This window comes from Agathobacter sp. LCP21S3_B2 (genome assembly GCF_052118705.1).
Lineage (GTDB): Bacteria > Bacillota > Clostridia > Lachnospirales > Lachnospiraceae > Roseburia.
The window spans coordinates 1-16,331 of the sequence record NZ_JBQKGQ010000005.1 but is presented as its reverse complement, the minus strand read 5'-3'; the positions used below and the strand labels follow the sequence as shown (position 1 = coordinate 16,331).

Annotated in this window: 22 protein-coding genes and 2 pseudogenes; 22 read left to right on the top strand and 2 right to left on the bottom strand. The window is 36.6% G+C overall.

Annotation, left to right across the window (positions count from 1 at the left end; all coding sequences use genetic code 11):
* Positions 1 to 90: 90 nt before the first annotated feature.
* From ACTQ1L_RS04725 to ACTQ1L_RS04650, 16 genes are all read left to right on the top strand, one after another.
* The gene (locus tag ACTQ1L_RS04725; protein WP_441365671.1) at positions 91 to 1,842 is read left to right on the top strand and encodes an ATP-binding protein; all 1,752 of its coding nucleotides are present in this window, start codon (positions 91 to 93) and stop codon (positions 1,840 to 1,842) included.
* Between the two features lie 18 nt (positions 1,843 to 1,860).
* Positions 1,861 to 2,058: a hypothetical protein gene (locus ACTQ1L_RS04720; protein ID WP_441365670.1), complete on the top strand. Its 198-nt coding sequence runs from the start codon at positions 1,861 to 1,863 to the stop codon at positions 2,056 to 2,058.
* Positions 2,059 to 2,591: 533 nt separating this feature from the next.
* On the top strand, positions 2,592 to 2,930 hold the full coding sequence (locus ACTQ1L_RS04715; RefSeq protein ID WP_441365668.1) for a helix-turn-helix domain-containing protein: 339 nt from the start codon (positions 2,592 to 2,594) through the stop codon (positions 2,928 to 2,930).
* Between the two features lie 177 nt (positions 2,931 to 3,107).
* Positions 3,108 to 4,589: an AAA family ATPase gene (locus tag ACTQ1L_RS04710; RefSeq protein ID WP_441365666.1), complete on the top strand. Its 1,482-nt coding sequence runs from the start codon at positions 3,108 to 3,110 to the stop codon at positions 4,587 to 4,589.
* Positions 4,590 to 4,591: 2 nt separating this feature from the next.
* Entirely contained in the window at positions 4,592 to 5,302 is a 711-nt protein-coding gene (locus ACTQ1L_RS04705) for a hypothetical protein (protein WP_441365664.1), read from the top strand.
* 219 nt (positions 5,303 to 5,521) lie between these two features.
* Positions 5,522 to 5,923, top strand: a complete 402-nt coding sequence (locus tag ACTQ1L_RS04700; RefSeq protein ID WP_441365662.1) for a recombinase family protein — start codon at positions 5,522 to 5,524, stop codon at positions 5,921 to 5,923.
* Positions 5,917 to 6,162: a terpene synthase gene (locus ACTQ1L_RS04695; protein WP_279207240.1), complete on the top strand. Its 246-nt coding sequence runs from the start codon at positions 5,917 to 5,919 to the stop codon at positions 6,160 to 6,162. Before ACTQ1L_RS04700 ends, ACTQ1L_RS04695 begins: the two co-directional genes overlap by 7 nt.
* Entirely contained in the window at positions 6,152 to 6,472 is a 321-nt protein-coding gene (locus tag ACTQ1L_RS04690) for a helix-turn-helix domain-containing protein (RefSeq protein ID WP_279207245.1), read from the top strand. Before ACTQ1L_RS04695 ends, ACTQ1L_RS04690 begins: the two co-directional genes overlap by 11 nt.
* A 10-nt stretch (positions 6,473 to 6,482) precedes the next feature.
* A complete protein-coding gene (locus ACTQ1L_RS04685) occupies positions 6,483 to 6,854 on the top strand; it encodes a resolvase (protein ID WP_279207239.1) in 372 nt (123 codons plus the stop codon).
* A 2-nt stretch (positions 6,855 to 6,856) separates the two neighbouring features.
* Positions 6,857 to 7,282, top strand: coding sequence for a type II toxin-antitoxin system PemK/MazF family toxin (locus tag ACTQ1L_RS04680; protein ID WP_279207238.1), 426 nt, complete (start codon positions 6,857 to 6,859; stop codon positions 7,280 to 7,282).
* Positions 7,266 to 7,478 (top strand): DUF6462 family protein, encoded by a 213-nt coding sequence (locus tag ACTQ1L_RS04675; protein WP_279207236.1) that lies wholly within the window; start codon positions 7,266 to 7,268, stop codon positions 7,476 to 7,478. The genes ACTQ1L_RS04680 and ACTQ1L_RS04675 overlap by 17 nt, the downstream gene beginning before the upstream one ends.
* Positions 7,479 to 7,612: 134 nt before the next feature.
* Complete coding sequence (locus tag ACTQ1L_RS04670) at positions 7,613 to 7,789, top strand: CopG family transcriptional regulator (RefSeq protein WP_279207235.1); 177 nt, start codon at positions 7,613 to 7,615, stop codon at positions 7,787 to 7,789.
* A 32-nt stretch (positions 7,790 to 7,821) separates the two neighbouring features.
* Positions 7,822 to 9,057 (top strand): tyrosine-type recombinase/integrase, encoded by a 1,236-nt coding sequence (locus tag ACTQ1L_RS04665; RefSeq protein ID WP_441365659.1) that lies wholly within the window; start codon positions 7,822 to 7,824, stop codon positions 9,055 to 9,057.
* Between the two features lie 778 nt (positions 9,058 to 9,835).
* Entirely contained in the window at positions 9,836 to 9,970 is a 135-nt protein-coding gene (locus tag ACTQ1L_RS04660) for a rubredoxin (protein WP_441365658.1), read from the top strand.
* 105 nt (positions 9,971 to 10,075) lie between these two features.
* A complete protein-coding gene (locus ACTQ1L_RS04655) occupies positions 10,076 to 10,510 on the top strand; it encodes a bacteriohemerythrin (protein WP_441365656.1) in 435 nt (144 codons plus the stop codon).
* A 633-nt stretch (positions 10,511 to 11,143) separates the two neighbouring features.
* Positions 11,144 to 11,377 carry a PrgI family protein gene (locus ACTQ1L_RS04650; protein ID WP_441365655.1) on the top strand — a complete coding sequence of 78 codons (234 nt, stop codon included), beginning with the start codon at positions 11,144 to 11,146 and terminating at the stop codon, positions 11,375 to 11,377.
* 154 nt (positions 11,378 to 11,531) lie between these two features.
* Here the strand turns inward: ACTQ1L_RS04650 and ACTQ1L_RS04645 are convergent, their stop codons facing one another.
* Positions 11,532 to 11,864 carry a type II toxin-antitoxin system RelE/ParE family toxin gene (locus tag ACTQ1L_RS04645; RefSeq protein ID WP_441365653.1) on the bottom strand — a complete coding sequence of 111 codons (333 nt, stop codon included), beginning with the start codon at positions 11,862 to 11,864 and terminating at the stop codon, positions 11,532 to 11,534.
* Positions 11,861 to 12,124, bottom strand: coding sequence for a type II toxin-antitoxin system prevent-host-death family antitoxin (locus ACTQ1L_RS04640; protein ID WP_022352516.1), 264 nt, complete (start codon positions 12,122 to 12,124; stop codon positions 11,861 to 11,863). The genes ACTQ1L_RS04645 and ACTQ1L_RS04640 overlap by 4 nt, the downstream gene beginning before the upstream one ends.
* Positions 12,125 to 12,448: 324 nt before the next feature.
* On the opposite strand from ACTQ1L_RS04640, the pseudogene ACTQ1L_RS04635 reads away from it, so the two are divergent.
* The 6 genes and pseudogenes from ACTQ1L_RS04635 to ACTQ1L_RS04610 form a co-directional block, all read left to right on the top strand.
* Positions 12,449 to 12,787: pseudogene (locus ACTQ1L_RS04635) on the top strand (helicase HerA domain-containing protein); the annotation flags it as partial.
* A gap of 219 nt (positions 12,788 to 13,006) precedes the next feature.
* Positions 13,007 to 13,315, top strand: coding sequence for a type II toxin-antitoxin system RelB/DinJ family antitoxin (locus tag ACTQ1L_RS04630; protein WP_441365651.1), 309 nt, complete (start codon positions 13,007 to 13,009; stop codon positions 13,313 to 13,315).
* Between the two features lie 224 nt (positions 13,316 to 13,539).
* Positions 13,540 to 14,073: a hypothetical protein gene (locus tag ACTQ1L_RS04625; protein WP_441365649.1), complete on the top strand. Its 534-nt coding sequence runs from the start codon at positions 13,540 to 13,542 to the stop codon at positions 14,071 to 14,073.
* A 23-nt stretch (positions 14,074 to 14,096) separates the two neighbouring features.
* Positions 14,097 to 14,645, top strand: coding sequence for a macro domain-containing protein (locus ACTQ1L_RS04620; RefSeq protein WP_441365648.1), 549 nt, complete (start codon positions 14,097 to 14,099; stop codon positions 14,643 to 14,645).
* 4 nt (positions 14,646 to 14,649) lie between these two features.
* Entirely contained in the window at positions 14,650 to 14,946 is a 297-nt protein-coding gene (locus ACTQ1L_RS04615; RefSeq protein ID WP_441365646.1) for a nucleotidyl transferase AbiEii/AbiGii toxin family protein, read from the top strand.
* 166 nt (positions 14,947 to 15,112) lie between these two features.
* A pseudogene (locus ACTQ1L_RS04610) lies at positions 15,113 to 16,168 on the top strand (IS1380 family transposase); the annotation flags it as partial.
* Positions 16,169 to 16,331 lie beyond the last annotated feature (163 nt).

Here is a 16,331-nt window from a genome sequence, read left to right as displayed (position 1 = left end):
TATATTGTGTAATGATATAAATGAGACCTTTCACTTGTTGGTGTAAGGTCTTTTTCTATGCCCGAAAATATAATTAAGGAGGACGTTTATATGTCAGTAGAAATTATTAGTAACAAGTTTGAAGTGCCGAGTGGATCGGATCTTATTGATGTCTCGCATATGTATGAGTCATTGCGATACAATGATTATTCAGTTGAAAATGGGTTGGGCGAAATTGTTGATAATTCAGTAGAAGCTGGAGCAAGAGAAATCCGAATTGATTTTGATAAGAAAACTGAAAAAGTTGGTAAAAAACAGATTGAAGAAATTCAGAGAATTGCTGTTGCAGATAATGGAGTTGGTATGTCTGAGGATATTTTGGCAAGATGCTTAGTGCTGGGGTGTTCTATGAGAGACCATAAAAATGGTCGTCTTGGAATAGGTAAATTTGGAGTTGGAATGACTTTGGGAGGAATTTCACTTGCTAGAAGAATCGAAGTGTATTCCAGAGAGGACGAGGTGGCTGATTTCCTCTATACATATATTGATTTGGATGAGATCAAAGCAGGTAAGATTATCATATCCGCTCCTGAGAAAAAAGAGATTCCGGATGAATATAAAGAATTCTATGATGGAAATACAGGAACACTTGTGATTTTATCAAATTGTGATCGTATGGATGGAACAGGAAGACGTGTTGATCCGAATGAGTTCAATGGACTTATTGCAAATTATTTAGGTAGAACTTACAGAAAGTTTATTGAAGCTGGGCTTAAGATTTATCTTGATGGACGAATTGTATATTTACATGATCCATTATATATGGCGGGACCAACACAGTTCGATACAAAAGAATCGCAAGATCCAAAAGCACAGCTATATAGTGAACATTCATTTGATTGGGAAATACCTGGGAAACCCGGGGAAAAAGCAACCATTCGAATTAAACTGTCATTACTTCCATTAGAATGGCGTACCAATATTGGTGATGGTGGAAATATTGAAGCAAGAAAAAGAAAAATTGATCAAAATGAAGGCGTGTCAATTCTTAGAGCTAACAGAGAAGTTTTGTATGATAAGATTCCATATTTAATTGGTCTGAAAAGAGGTCAGTTTTCATATCAGGACAATGATAGATGGTGGGGATGCGAGATCTCTTTCCCGCCAGAGTTAGATGAATGCTTCCAGGTAAGATATATTAAAAGAGGAGCAGAGCCAATAGGCGCCTTGAAGGATCGATTAAAATCTGAGTTGACAGGTGCAATAACATCACTTAGAAAACGAATAAAAGAAGATCGTGCAATTGAAAAGGCAAAGAAAAACCAGGCAAAGAATCATTTTGATAATGTCGCTGGAATTATGACTGATTTAGATGATATTCTTCCTATGAATCAGACAAAGAAAGGTATGACAAAAGAGGAAGAAGATGCAAAAATTGAGCAGATTTTGGATGAAACAGCTGGAAATGGTGAAGAATCAGCTGCTTCAAGAGAAGCTCGCAAGGAATCAATTCATAATAATATGTATTCGATTCTTACTGTTGCTTATCCCGCATCGGTTCTTTTTGAAACAGAAACATTATTAGGGGATAAAATGGTAATCAAATTGAATACAAATCATCCATATTATCAAAAAGTGATTGAACCATTGTGCGGAGAAGCTCTTAAAGCTGATTCGGCTGACGAATCAGTAGATAAAGCCAAGGCAAGAGATGCTATTATGCTTTTGATTTTAAGTTATGTGAAGGCAAGAGCAGCAATGAAAGATACAGAAAATAATAGATTACTGTTTGATAATTTAGAATCCCAGTGGGGAGCAATTCTTTCAGCAGTATCAAGTAAGCTTGATGCTGCTGAGATGTAAGGAGGGATTCTATTGTATATGGAAGATGTTACTTTAAAGGATAGAATATATACACACGGAGGTTCTGAAAATGGATTATTTATTGGAACCCCTGGTGTAAGAGATGGAAAAGCTGTACTGATATATGGACGACATGGACATCTTGATTATATCGATATAGATGCGCTTAGCAGTCAAGTAAGAGAATGTCTGGATAGATATATGACAAACAAATAGAATATTTTATACTTGGACGAGCTAGTTCTTAGGTATACACTGTAAGAAAACAAAGCCGGAGTAGTGCACATGCATTTGAGAATGCGTGAGTTCTGCTTCGGCTTTTTGTAGTTTAAAAAATGAAAAAAGATTAATTATACTTGCAAAAACAGAACATATGTTCTATAATTAAATTACGCTATCTTAGCAGGAAAATAACAGTTGCCTTACGTCGCAAGAGGAGGTGCAAGTGTGGAAGATGAGTACATTCACGTTGCCTGTCCTTGCTGTAAGAACAAGCGATTGTTTGATTTATTGCGAGGATCGAAGGGCATCGTTTCAATAAAATGTCCTATATGCAAATCCGTTGTGGCAGTTTCCCTCCATGATGGTCGAGCATCAAGTAATAAAATTATAGAAGAGAATCGTACTGAGCAAATCGGAGCATAGGATTCTATAGCTACCAACGCCTGACGAGGATATGTTTGTAATGCAGGTTACAAGTATATTTTCGTTGGGCGTTTTTTCGTGAAAAAGGAAGGAGGTGAGACCAGATGGCTGAAAAGGCTAAAGATTATGATAGAGGAACACGTATAGCTGATAGGCGAAAAGAATTGGGGTTAACTCAGGATGAATTAGCAGATCGTATAGGAATTGGCCGACAGGCGTTATCTGCTATTGAAAATGGTGGTGAGTTTAAGGTTCAAACTTTAGAGTGTCTGGTCTCATCTTTGGATGTGTCAGAACAGTATATTATGCATGGAAAAGCTGAGGATACAAAAGCTTCATTAATATCGGAAGCAGTTAATGTTCTTTCAAATATGAGTGAACTTCAAATTCAACAGTGTCTGGCAATGATGAGAGCTTTAAAAAATGTTCAAATAACTGATTAAATTAAGAAATAAAAATGGAAAAAATGGAAGGGAACAGATAAAAATGAATATTTTGTATGATTATACATATAATAATATTTAAAAGGAAAGAAAAGCAATAATCAGTATGGACAAAATGTCGGAATTGGTATAAAATAGTAGAGCAAGTAAAAGTGCTTATGTGTTAGGAGAATAACCATGGAAAATAAATATAAAGTAAGAATTATGCGCTCTGAAATACGTAATATAAAAAACGTTGCGTACGGAGATGTTATGTATATGAATTATGGAAGCATCAATAAAAAGGCGATGTGTGATAAAACAGACATTGTAGGCATTTACGGACAGAATGGTTCCGGGAAAACAACATTAGTAGAAGCATTAGATATGTTAAGACAGATTCTTACAGGAAGTCCTATAAATTACGAGATGTATGAAGGCATTTTGTCAAAAGATGGTTCTAGCTGTATCCGTACGGAATTCTTTGTTTGGATTGGAGAAGAAAAATATAAGGTGGTCTATCAAGCTTATTTACGGGTAGATGAGAAAGAAAAGGCAATTCAAATTTATATGGAGGAATTGCGGTATTGGAAGCGAGGGGCGTCCTGGAAATCGGAACGGGATATTTCTTTTTGTAATCCTTATTATGGAAATACGGATGTTTTAGAAACACATAATATAAGTGTAACATCTAATCATTTATCAAGTTTAAGAGCTATTCCTTTTTTGACAAATATGCAGAATTTAGCACTTATTTGTGCACAGAAGAATATTTCTGTTTTTTTTAATCAACTTGTAAAGGCCAATATTGAAAAACTAGAAGACAGTATGGAAGTTAGAGATTTTAGAAATGTTATTTTAGGCATATTACAGTTTGCTTATGTTGACTTTAATGTGATTAAAGTTAACCAGTTAGGGACTATCAATAATAATCAGATTATCCCAATCAATGTGCACAAAGAGACCGAAACAGAGATTATGCAGGCGATTATGCCACTTGCCATTTCGGGTGTAACAGAAATACCGCAAGAAGATTATGTACAGGTGAAGATAGTTGTTGATGCAATTAATATGGCAATTAAATCAGTAATACCTAATTTACAGATTCGATTGAAAGAGAAAATGGAATTAGAACGTCCTGATGGAACAAAGGCAATTCAGGTAGAGGTATACTCTGTTAGAGACGGAAAAGAATTTTTGTTGCGATATGAATCTGAAGGAATTAAACGTATCATATCTATTTTGAATTATCTTATATCTGTATACAATAATGAGGGTGTTTGTCTGGTTGTTGATGAACTGGATTCTGGAATATTTGAATATTTGCTTGGAGAATTGCTGGGTATGATGCATAGCGAGATGAAAGGTCAGCTGATATTTACATCACATAATCTGCGTATACTGGAAAAGTTAGATGCAAAAAATATTGTATGTTCAACTGTCAATCCGGAAAATCGCTATATCAGATTGAAGGGGATTGAAAAGAATCATAATAAGAGAGATTTTTATATTCGCGCAATTACAGTGGGAGGACAAAACGAAGAGCTGTACGATGAGGATGATCTGCTTGCGATGGGATATGCATTCCGAAAAGCTGGAAAAGTTGGAACAGAACAAGGTAAATTGACATTTTCCCCTGATTTTGAGAAGAGACTTCAAGAGTCTGAGAATAGGGGGTAACTATGGCAAAAGAGAAAAAAACGATTATCTTTATTGTTGAAGGTTCGTCGGATAAGGCGGCTTTGGAAAATATTTTCAAAAAAATATACAGAAGGAATAAGGAAATTGACTTTGGATTTACAAATGGAGATATAACAAGTGATCCAACGGTAACTATAGCTAATGTTGAGAATAGAATATATGAAACTGTTCAAGAAGTAATTAAAGATAAGAAATTAAAAAATTCGGACGTTATACAAATTGTTCAAATATTTGATATGGATGGAGCATATATTCCAGATTCCGCTATCGTAAATGGACCAACATATGCATTTGAATATTCAACTGCCAATATTAGCTGTACTTACCCACAGCGTGCAATAGAAAGAAATAAAAGTAAGAGAGATATATTGGAATATTTATTGAATCAGACGATGATAAAATCATTTCCATATGAAATGTATTTTATGTCTTGTAATCTGGATCATGCCTTGTACAATGAGATTAATTTAGACAAAGATTTAAAGCAAGAATATGCGGATGAATTTTATGAGAAATTTATAGGAAAAGAATATCTATTTCCAGCATTCTTGGAGTCAGATGTTGTAAATGAAGTACCTGATAATATGGGCGCATCATGGAGGTATATCAAAGAAGGTTTACATTCTTTGGAGAGGCATACTAATTTACATATCTACTTTAAAACACATCCTAATCCAGATGGATTATTGTAACTCTATAAAACATAAGAACAGTAATAGATTATAAAAGGTCTGTTACTGTTCTTTTTTTATTCCAAATAAATGTCGTGTAGACACGACACAATTGTCGTCTGCACACGGTCGGCATTTGGTGGTGCACAGGCTACAATAAACATGTGCTTGAGAACAGCACACCACGAGAGTGCGGCGCCAAAACTCTCCAATACAGACAATGTAAAGGAGAACAACATTATGAACAAAGCAAATTTTAATGTAGTAGGAAACAACGAGAATCAGGAACTTGTAAAGGGCATTGCTTTTGTGAAGTCCCGTAGAGCACCATTAAATGTAGCTCAGATGGTTATGGAAATGAATGCAAAGACAATTCCTAACGGAGTCATGATAGATACGGTGTATGCAGATACATCCAGTGAAGGTGATTATGACAGAAAGGAAATTGGTTGGCTCTTTGATGTTTTGAAAGATGCTGATTTTAAGGTTGTTGTAGTAAAAAGCCTCAACGATATCACAGACGACATCCTGGATCTTGAGGAATTCGTGAGAACTATCAATGATATGGGAATATGGCTGTATTTTCTTGAAGTTGGTCCAGTGCCTATAACAGTTTCTCATGCAGAGGAGTTCAGATGCTAACGGATATTCTGAAAAAATGGGGATATGAAATCCACATTGATGAGGAAGCTGGAAATCTTTCTGGTCGGGACAAGCAAGTCCCGGCTGTGAAAGATTGTAGATTTACACAGACTTCATTTGGAACAGTTGTACATGATCGAAGTGGGAAGTGGCTCGGTCAGTATGAAACTGAAGATGCAGCTGTGGAAATGATTCGAGAAATGGCACAAGATATTGGAGGTCACAGTGATGAAATATGAAGGATATAAAATTGGTCCGGTGATTCGTAATGTTCGTAAGGGCAAAGGACTTCTGCTTGATGAGGTAGCGACTAAAACTGGAATAAGTGTTTCAACACTTGGACAGGTAGAACAGGGTGGAAGAAATTTAAGTATGAAGAATCTTTATATGCTTATGGATGTATATAATACAGATGCAAATACACTGTTAGCAATAGATACTACATCTGATTCGTTAGATTCAAAGTTAAGAGAATTGCCTGTAGATAAGCAGGAGTATTTAAGGAAAACATTTGATTTTATGATAGAGCAGGCTTTGCAGTCTGCATAGGAGGCAGAATATGAGAAGAAAAATAAAAAAATTGGACTGCATCGAGTACCTTTCTGTGCAGGCTCCATTAGAAAAAGTAAATATGCTTGAAGATAAGCAGAGTAGATATATACACGATTTTGCAAAGAAATCAGAATTTCATATTGTCGGGAAGATTAGAAGAAATGGATTCTCGCAAAGAGATGTTGACCGTCAGTGGATGCAGATTGTGAATATGATTCGTAAAAAGCAGATTAGTGGAGTTGTCGTAGCAAATATGGCAGCAGTATCAAGTAGTTTAGCAGATGCATATTACAAGGTTGGTTTGATTATTGAAGCAGGTGGAGTTGTTGCGACAGTAGATGAGGGAAGACTGGATATGCATATTAAGGAGGTATCTTAATTATGGGTAAGAGAAAATATGGTAAATACAATAAATTTGATGTAGTGTATGCAGATTTTGGAAGAAATCCGCATGGTATCCAGGGAGGAATAAGACCAGGCGTAATCATTTCGTGTGATGCAAGCAACCATGATGGGGCACCACAGGTATCAGTTGTTCCGTTAAGTACTAAGTTAAAGGACATTCCGGTTCATGTAATACTTAATCCTAAGGATGTTAGTGGGTTTGGAATTAGCAAAATGTCAGACTTTATGCCAGAGGATGCTCAGACAATCTCAAAAAGCTGCATTAGAGCTAAAAGCGGAACAGTCATTGAAAACTCTGGAATGAGAGAAGAAATTGATAGAGCTTTAATCAAACAGTTTGATCTGTTACCTGTGGCTCGTAAGATGGTAATGGAGGAACTGGCAAATGGACAACAGAACTAAGAAAACAAATAACAAAAGATTTGTTCGTTATTCGGAAGGTGCAGAGATGTATTCTATGAGCGTATCAAAATTCATGCAGCTGGCGAAGGATGCAAAAGCTTGTTATAAAGTCAATCAGCTTGTGCTTGTAAATTTGGATATCATTGATGAATACCTTGAGACCTTTCATATTGTAGATGACGAGTTTTACAAGTAATTGAGTAAAGGACGCATTTTATATAGAAGAAATATGAATTGGTATGGAGAAAAATGAGTCTAAAACGAAAAAATGTATTGACTTTCGGTCAGACCAAAAGTATAATATAGACAAGATATGAAGGAGGCATACAAATGGCTAGAACTGGAAGACCAAAAGCAGAGAAACCTTTTGATCATAAGGTGACTGTTAAATTCAAAGAAGAGGAATATCAGATAATGGTTGAGTATGCTGAATCTCATAATCTATCCATTTCGCAATTGATTAGATTGGGTGTTGAGTTACAGCTGAAACATCAGTCCAATCAGTAGAACGGGCTCTTTTCTCCAGAAAGGAGAGAAAGATGGCTTGTAGAAAAGATGGTAAAGGTAGAGTATTAAGAAAGGGTGAGGGTTACAGAAAAGGCGACGGAAGATACTCATATGTATATATTGATCCATTAGGCAAGAAGAGAACCATTTATGCAAAGTCTTTAGTGAAGCTTCGAGAAAGAGAAGAACAATTGCAAAGAGACCAGATGGATGGACTTGATGTCTATGTTGCAGGAAAAGCGGATGTGAACTTTCTGTTTGATAGATATATATCAACGAAAACAGAATTGCGTAGTACTACTTACAGTAATTATCTATATACATGGAATCACTTTATTCGTGATACATTTGGCAAGAAGAAAGTAAGAGATGTGAAGTATTCAGATGTATTATTCTTTTATACGGACTTGATTAACAATCAGGGTTTGCAGATTAATACACTTGAGACCATCAATACGGTATTAAGACCAACATTTCAACTTGCAGTGCGAGACGATATAATAAGGAAGAATCCAGTAGACGGAGCATATTGCGAAGTGAAGAAACGTAATGGCGGTGCGAGGAAAACACGTCGGGCATTAACTGTGGAACAACAGAGAAAATTCATGGAATATGTAGCGAAGAATCCGTTTTTCTATCATTGGTATCCATTTTTTGTATTTTTACTGGGAACCGGATGCCGAATAGGAGAGGCAATCGGAATACGATGGGATGATATTGATTTGGATAATCGAATTATTGATATCAACCACAGCTTAACTTATTATCAGAGAGCAGATGATTCGTATAGATGTGAGTTTAGAGTGTCGTTGCCAAAGACAGAAGCAGGAAATCGCAAAATACCAATGATGCAACAGGTATATGATGTACTTCAGGAAGAATATGATAGGCAAAAGCAGGAAGGTTTTTGTGTGGAGAATGTAGATGGTATGACGAATTTTGTTTTTACAAATCGCTTCGGTATGCCACACAATCCGGCAGCAGTCAATCGAGCAATTAAGAGAATTGTTGATACACACAATTCTGAGGAAGAGGTAGCTGCAAAGAAGGAGAAGAGAGAACCGATTATGATTCCAAGATTCTCTTGCCACATATTCAGGCACACGTTCGCATCAAGGTTTTGCGAGAATGAGACCAACATCAAAGTAATTCAAGAGGTAATGGGACATGCAGATGTATCAACAACTATGAATATCTATGCAGAAGCTAATCCCGATGTTACCAAATCAGTAATTGAAAACTTATCAAAGAATATGGATATTTTTTAGAAAAGAGTCCTGTGATTGGAAACTTTTGAAGATTGAAAGATAGCCCTATTCAGACTGAAAAAATATGATATAATCCTTATGTATTGTTGTGTTAGACATAACAATACATGCACCAAAATAAAAAGACGTATTTTAATTCGAAAGACATCTTTTGGACGTACAAAAGTTAAAAAATCGTCTAAGAGTGACTAAGAGTATGAAATCCGGAAAAGTCCATTTTACAAGGGTTTACAAGGATATGAAAGGATAAGATAAACTTCCAAAAAAGCTCCCGACGATGAAGTCTATTGATAAGTAGGAATGCAGGAAAATCAAGGGTTTCAGAGCTTGGATGTACTAAAATATATAGTTGGTCAAGGGGTTTTGACCAAGATTTGACCAATTTTTGGCATAGTCAAAAAAAGATTAGGATGAGTTCATATCGGAAGAAGCATTAAATGATATAGCATAGGCACAGAAAATGTGGTATACTGTGCCTATGTGAAATGAATGTTTTACCGAACGGAATTTGGATGAATATATGGTAATAAATGATGCTGCATGAGAAAGAGCAATGCACTGCTATGTTTTCAGAAATCGTGTAGAACCTACTTGTTGCGTAATAGTTGATGCAGACATGAATAAATCTGAAAACATAAAATAATAACAATTACTGTTATTGAAAATAGTGAAATTATTATATATAATCTATATGTAGAAAACAAAGAGACAAAACACTGAAAAATACGGTGGAAATCTAATAACAAAAATAAATCAACAGGAAAAGGAGAAAATGACTATGAAAAAATATGAATGTGGACCATGTGGCTATATTTATGATCCGGCAGTAGGAGATCCAGACGGAGGTATTGCTCCAGGAACTGTATTTGAGGATATTCCAGATGACTGGGTCTGTCCACTCTGTGGATTGTGAAAAGATGTTTTTGTTCCTGTAGAAGACTAAGCAGATAATGCTAATATGAAACTGATAGACACAAATAATTCCAAGAGAATATATAAAAGAAATGGAGACCAGATTATGACTTATGATTTAAATATTACTTTTGATGACAATTTAATAACAGGAAATAAAACAATCGATACACAGCATAAAGAATTGATTGACCGTATCCAGAACTTTTTAACTGCCTGTCAAAATGGCGACAGCAAGGTAAAAGCAATCAAAATGCTGGATTATCTGGATGAGTATACTAACTTTCATTTCAAAGAAGAGGAAAAGCTTCAGGAAAATGCTGGTTATCCAGAGTATGAAAAACATCACGAAAAACATGAAGAGTTTAAAAAGACAATTCAGGAACTGCAAGAATACCTTCAGGATTATGAAGGACCAACTGAACAGTTTAGTGAACTTGTACAGAAAAATGTAATCGATTGGCTATTTGGACACATTAAAACATATGACCGCTCTGTAGCGGAATTTATTTTTATGAGAGAAAATCCTGACCGGTTATAAAATAAATCAGTAAATGCGTTTTATCAGAATTTAGACAAAGTGGTGTATGTTCCTATGATGAATAAACTTTGAGAATACTGTGTCGACACTAAGAAAGTTACAAATGAACAGTAAACCTATTTTTACAGTATTACTATGAAATGATAGTTTCCCATTGTTACCCTATGTTGTGGATAACATATACACATATTTCCAAAAGAAATTCAGGTAAAAACTTGCCAATATATGTACAGGTGTATTACTCTTTTGTAGATGGAATTCATATTGGTGAGTTTGTGAATTCATTAGAAAAATATTTTGCAAATCTTTAATAACCAAATTCAAGTTTGGCTGACTCACAACAATTTAATATCAAACTAATACAAGCACTTTAGCTAATAAAGGTTAAGGTGCTTTTTTGCGCCTTGAAAGGAGGTGGTAATAGCTAAACACATCGGGAAAAGCCCGATTTAATCATTACAACAGCCGGTTAGGGATTATCCCTGCTGGCTTATTTTTTTATCAAAAAGGAGACAAACAACATGAGAAAAGAACAGATTATTACGACAAACAATAATCAGATGGAGGAGAAAGGCATGAAGAACAGATTCATTCACTTTAAGAAGAGATTCGTTCCGGCATTTACAGGAAGTTATGCTGACTGGGCACAGACACTTACAAGCAAGGCAGCTTATATTTTCCATTGCAAGCGTAGTAGTCGGTGGCGGTATCGTCCTTCTTCTTTACAAGTATATCGGTCTTACGGGTTCTGCTTATGTGGCAATTCCGTGTGTAGCTCCGATAGCACTTGGAGGATTTTATTCTTTTAATGGAATGAATTTTTACGAGTATATGGAAAAAAACTCAATCAGAGATTACAACATCTGAGTCGGCAGTAAAGAAACAGGAGGAATTTGAAGAAATGAAGAAAAAGACAAGAAATATGATGTTTGGACTGGCAGCCGTGTTTGTGCTGGCGGTAGCGGGTGTGGCTGCTTATAAAGCAATGCACTAAAAAGGAACCTGCATAAAAACAGATTCCTTAAATGAGGGAAAATCCCTGTCGAAGAATGGAAGTCCAGTTACTTTTCTGATAGAGAAATCGGACTATGATTACAGTCTGCTTTTCTTCATCAATCGTATAAAAGGCAAGGTAATTATTGGTTATTACAAAACGAATGCCCCAGCTTGCCAGTACCGGATCATCTAACAGACGAAACTTCTGTGGCAGGTCGGCTAGTGAGCCTATCTGCTCAGTCGCAGCATCTAACAGATTATCTGCGGCATCAGGATTTTTGAGGGTAAATTCGATGTAATCCGCAGCACGCACAATATCGTGTTCTGCGGTGGAAGTGATATGAACATGATAGCTCATCGACTGCGGCGGCTCCTGATATCAGCCATAGCTTCGGAAAATGGTCTGGTGTTGCCTGTGGCAATATCGTCCATTCCTTCCTTGATCTGGCTGTAAAGTTCAAAGCGGCTGGTCAGTTCTTCGTAGGCTTCAATGCTCATAACGGCAAGGTCGCCTTTTCCATTCTTCGTGATGAAAACTGGTTCAGGATAATTATGACAGAATGTAGAAATTTCATTGTAATTATTCCTTAAATCAGCACTTGATTTGATTGTTGGCATAAAAACACCTCCTCATTTGATAACAAAATTATACACAAATTTTGTTATGGAGTCAATGGATATACCATTAGTGTTAGCAGGATAAACACAACTATTCATATGTATCTGACCGTAAGGTCGGGAACACAGCCCGCAGGGTGAAGTTCCCGGCGGGCTTCAGTGCTCTGAAAAATCAGAGCAGATGCTCCGCAGGATTGCAGAAATGCACAGAGGAAAATCATGCGTTGCATGATGTGCATTTCGCAGCATGAATGCAGGCATTCATGATAAAAAGAAAGCGAGGTTAGAAACATGGGTTTATTTACAGACGGATTTAAGTTATTAAAGAAGCTCATCAATGGAAATGGCTTTGTATTTGGTGTGCCGGGTTCCGGTAAATCCTTCTTCTGCAAGATGGAAATGGGCAGCGTATTATTGTCGGGAGATGATGAAATAATCGTCATAGATCCAATGAACGAATACTTTGATATTGCTGAGACCTATGGTGGAACTGTAGTAAATATGTCTACTTACACGGATAACTATGTGAATCCGCTGGAGATGGATGTATGGAGCCTTGATCTGAATGATTCCAAGGGAATGGTAAGAGAAAAAGGCGAGTTCATGCTAGGTCTTTGTGAGCAGTGTATCAGGTATTCACATTGGCAGTTGAGGAAAACTATATGAGAATAAACATAGCAGATAATCTGCTGAAAGAACTTAAGCATGGATATTTATACGGATGTGACGAAAGAGTTAAAGAAGCGTGAATTTGATGATTTGGGAGAGAAAATGAAAAAGCAGAAGAGGAATAAAAATGGGGAAACAGATGAAGAATAATAATGTATTGCATATTGCTATACAAAGTGGCACAATAAAGAAAAACAGAGAGGTGGTGTTTATATGGCAGCGGCAAAAACAGCAAATGTAACAGCACGTATTCAACCGGATATTAAAGAATCAGCAGAGGCGATATTAGAGAGGCTTGGAATACCAGTATCAGTATTTATTGATATGACCTACAGACAGGTTATTATGCATGATGGTGTTCCGTTTTCATTAGAAATACCACAAAAGATAGCGACAAGGGATAGTATAACCGAAGCTGAGTTTAATAAAATGATGGCAACAGGATTAGCTCAGGCGAAAGCGGATGATTCGCTGACAATAGATGAAGCATTTTTAAATCTTAGAATGGAGATTGCTAAATGACCTATGGGGGTTCATACTATACCAGTTCCTAGAACTGATGTTAATAGGACTGAGATTGAGATAACAGACACAGTAAATCGTATTGAAACATCGCAATATGAGACTATTGATATCAATGTACTTAGAAGAGGCATAATTGGAATCAATAAAGTAGGATATGTCTTTTAAGATGGAAAGTATTTTGATTTGACTTTGATACCTGTGGTAGAAAGGATCTGATTACATTGTCAAAAGAAGCATATACATTTGAAAATATAAACGGAAAAACTGCATATTTGGTTGGAGTTGTTGATACAATTTGCGATGAATACCTTGTAAGTGCGTGCCCGCAATACACTATTGTAGAGGCAGATCTATTTGAAATAGATGAATCCCAAGATTTTAACAAATACATTGCAGCTAGACTGAAGGAATATCTTCAATCAATTGGTGGAGATGCTGGAGCTATCGAAGACAAAATAAATAAAATGAAAATTGAATTCGAAAAGGAGACTGATTTTAAGAGTTTCCAAGCACCTGGATTTATCATGAGCATGTATGAACATATGCCTGAATACATGCATGGAAGAAAGGGGCACGATGCATTTGCTTTGTTTTGTGAAGGAACCGAGTACTATTTGGGAAAACCAATTGGCTTTTACAGAGCAACAAAGGGGTATGATATCCTTTCAAAGTTTTATATAGGAATGATATTTGAAGTGATTCTTATTGAGTTTGAGGGATATCTTTTGATGCTTAGCCGAGGGACGAGCGAATAACAATATTTTCAAGGAGTAGCCATATGAGCAAGATTGAATTGATAAATGATTCCTGTGCAGATCAGGAAGTTGATGTTGTGGTTAATGCAGCTAATGACGGTCTCTGGGCCGGTGGTGGAATATGTGGAGTAATATTCAGAAAGGCAGGGATGAATGAACTTACAGCTGCTTGCAAGAAGCATAAGACTCCGCTAAATGATGGGGATGCAGTTATTACGCCTGCTTTTAACATGAAAAATGCGAAGGCAATTATCCATGCAGTTGGACCAAATTTTGGAATAACACCGAAGGCATTTAAAGAACTGTTTGATGCATATTACAATTCATTAAAGGTAATGATGGACAACGGATATCATAGTATTTCTTTTCCACTGATTAGTTCAGGAATCTTCGGAGGTTCATTAGCTAATCCGGTAGGAGAATCAACAAAACAGTGTTGTAGAGCATATAAAAAATTTGTGGAAGATTATCCGGACTATGATGTTGATGTAAAGGTTTGCGTGTATTCAGCTAATGAAGTTGCTAATGCACAGACTGAGTTTGACCTATTCCTTGAGGGCGCATATCTTTGAACCGGTGTACAGAAGCATTCTTCCATCAGCATTTGATGATGGATTGAAAATACGAATGGTAAATCCTATGGAAATATTTGCAGCTAAAGGCAATGCTCTTATTACAAGAGCTGCGGCCAGGGATTTGTATGATTGGTGTAATATGTTGTCTGAGGGTCTCTTTGAAGAACAGCGTGATTTGTTTAGAAAATGCTTTTTATTTTATATGACGATTTCAGCAGATACACTTAATAAATCATTTGACACCTCAGCTATTGACACACTTGATTTCAACAAAATTAGAAGAGACCTTAATCCGTGAAACTTGATAACCTTATTTCGGGCGTATATCCTATAAATACTAGGTGTAACACGGTTTCATTTCCGGTTTCTGTTTTCACCCACTGGGTGAAGATAAAAAACATATGAAATTCCCTATATTTCCTATGTTTTTCGAGCCTCATATAGTATAATACAAGTATCAATATATGAGGTGGATACTTATGAAAAAGCTTGTAATCGAATTTTCCAATGAAAGACTAATTACTCCCAGCGGATTATCTCTTGTGGGACAGCTGCTTGGCAAAAGTAACTTCATTAAGAAGTGCAATAACATGAAAGTTGATGGCAAACGTTCCCAGAGCCAAATCAAAAATGGAGATATTCTTCTTTCTTATATAGGACTTCTTTGTCAGGGCAAGACTTCTTATGATTCTATCAATGAGATGTCTGATGATCCTGAGTATTACAGGCTTGCTCTTGGTATCACAAGGGCGATTCCATCTGCCGAGACCTTACGTCAGCGTATGGATGACATAGGCTCTTCATTAAGAGAAGAAATCCTGAATGCAAATGTTGACATGTTTAATACCTTCAATGTCCAGCCTTCAGCATTAGAGTCTGAGTTAGTACCCTTGGATCTTGATGTCACTCCTATGGATAATTCAAAAATTCATAAGGAAGGAGTTGCACATACCTACAAAGGGTTTGATGGTTATGCACCAATGATGGCATACATTGGCACAGAGGGTTTTCTTGCCAATACAGAGCTACGCGAAGGAAGTCAGCATTGCCAGTGTAATACACCTGCATTTTTAAAGCAAACACTTAGGCTCGGACATCAACTGACAGATAAGCAACTGCTGGTTCGTATGGATGCAGGTAATGATGCTGCTGAAAATCTGGGCATTCTTATCGAAGATGGCTCATGGTTTATTGTAAAAAGAAATCTTCGTAGAGGCGAATCCAAAGAAGATTGGATTTCCAAAGTAAAGGAATGCTGTAAGGACATCCGCAATCCCCGTGAAGGTAAAACTGTTTACATTGGTTCTTCATGGAAAGATGTAGCATATACAGATTCCGAAGGAGAATCAAAAACCATTACCATGCGCATTGTATATGAGGTGATTGAACGAACAACCGATAAAAACGGGCAGTTTCTTCTGGTTCCGGATATCGAGTGCAATACCATATGGACCAATCTGGGCTGGAGCGATGATGATATCATAAATGGTTATCATGCTCACGGCGAATGCGAACAGTTTCGGGTCAATCATTTTTCTTATGGGTTTAGCCCCAAATGTTTTAGGTTATCGCCATCCTGCCGCCATCCTTGACAGGTCAAAAAATAAATGCTGTGGGTTAATCACCGACGGCGAAGAACTCAAGAACAATCAGTTATGTTTCTCCGTCGATACAACAGTGTTG